General features: G+C 59.2%; 1 protein-coding gene. It reads left to right on the forward strand.

What is annotated here, in order from left to right:
- Window positions 1-674 (forward strand): IS110 family RNA-guided transposase (locus B7449_RS17890; protein WP_048883985.1); only part of this gene is annotated, 674 nt, incomplete at its 5' end.
- Window positions 675-989 lie beyond the last annotated feature (315 nt).

Here is a 989-nt window from a genome sequence, read left to right on the forward strand (position 1 = left end):
CTCAGCAGGCAGCGTTGCTTCAGCACAAGACGAGGGATTTGCTGGTGCGTCAAAGAACCATGCAGGTCAATGCCCTGCGGGGGCACCTTGCCGAGTTCGGTATTATATCGGCAGCTGGCGTCGCGGGCCTGAACCAGATGATGACATTGCTGCATGCGGAGCAGGAGATGTTACCCGAGCCCGCTCGGAAACTGTTTCAGGAAATTGTCGCGCATCTGCGGGCTCTTGAGCAACGCATCGACGATATCGAGAAGCAGATCGTCGCGGAACATCGGGCAAGCAGTGTCAGCCGTCGGTTGGCTGGCATTCCCGGTATCGGCCCGATCACTGCCAGCGCGATCGTCGCGGCCGTTCCGGATGCCTCGACTTTCCGGTCAGGCCGTCAATTCGCTGCGTGGCTCGGTCTGACGTCCAAAAGTCACAGCAGTGGTGGCAAGGAACGACAGGTTGGCATCAGCAAACAGGGGGATAGCTATCTCAGACGCCTGCTCGTGCTGGGCGCCACGGCGGTGATCCGTCTTGCACGCAAGGAAAACGCCAGTCGTCAATGGGCCGCAAAGTTGCTCGAGAAGAAGGCGGCGCGTGTCGTATCTGTCGCTCTCGCCAACAAGACTGCCAGGATTGTCTGGGCACTCCTCACAACGGGCAATGCATACAGCGCCAGGAGCGCCTGAAAGAATTCAGAGATTTGCCCTCGTCGAACACCAGAAGCGACGAAGGTGAATGTGCGGAGTGGTGAGATATGATGGCGAACCGGTCAGGCCGGGGAGAGGATAAACCCGACGGGACCAAGCGCAGCAAAAGCGCGCAGAGGTGATCAGGGATCCAATCCGCGGACTTCATCAGGGCCAGCAGCCCCCGGGCTGCGCAAACAGGCCGGACACATGGCTGCACCCGACCACCAAAATCATACTTTCCACTTGCATCGTCAGGGCCGTCCACACATGGTCCCCATTTTTCGGACAGGGCGATAAGCTATCATCTGGCCT

Source organism: Komagataeibacter intermedius TF2, assembly GCF_000964425.1.
In the GTDB taxonomy this organism is placed as follows: domain Bacteria; phylum Pseudomonadota; class Alphaproteobacteria; order Acetobacterales; family Acetobacteraceae; genus Komagataeibacter; species Komagataeibacter intermedius.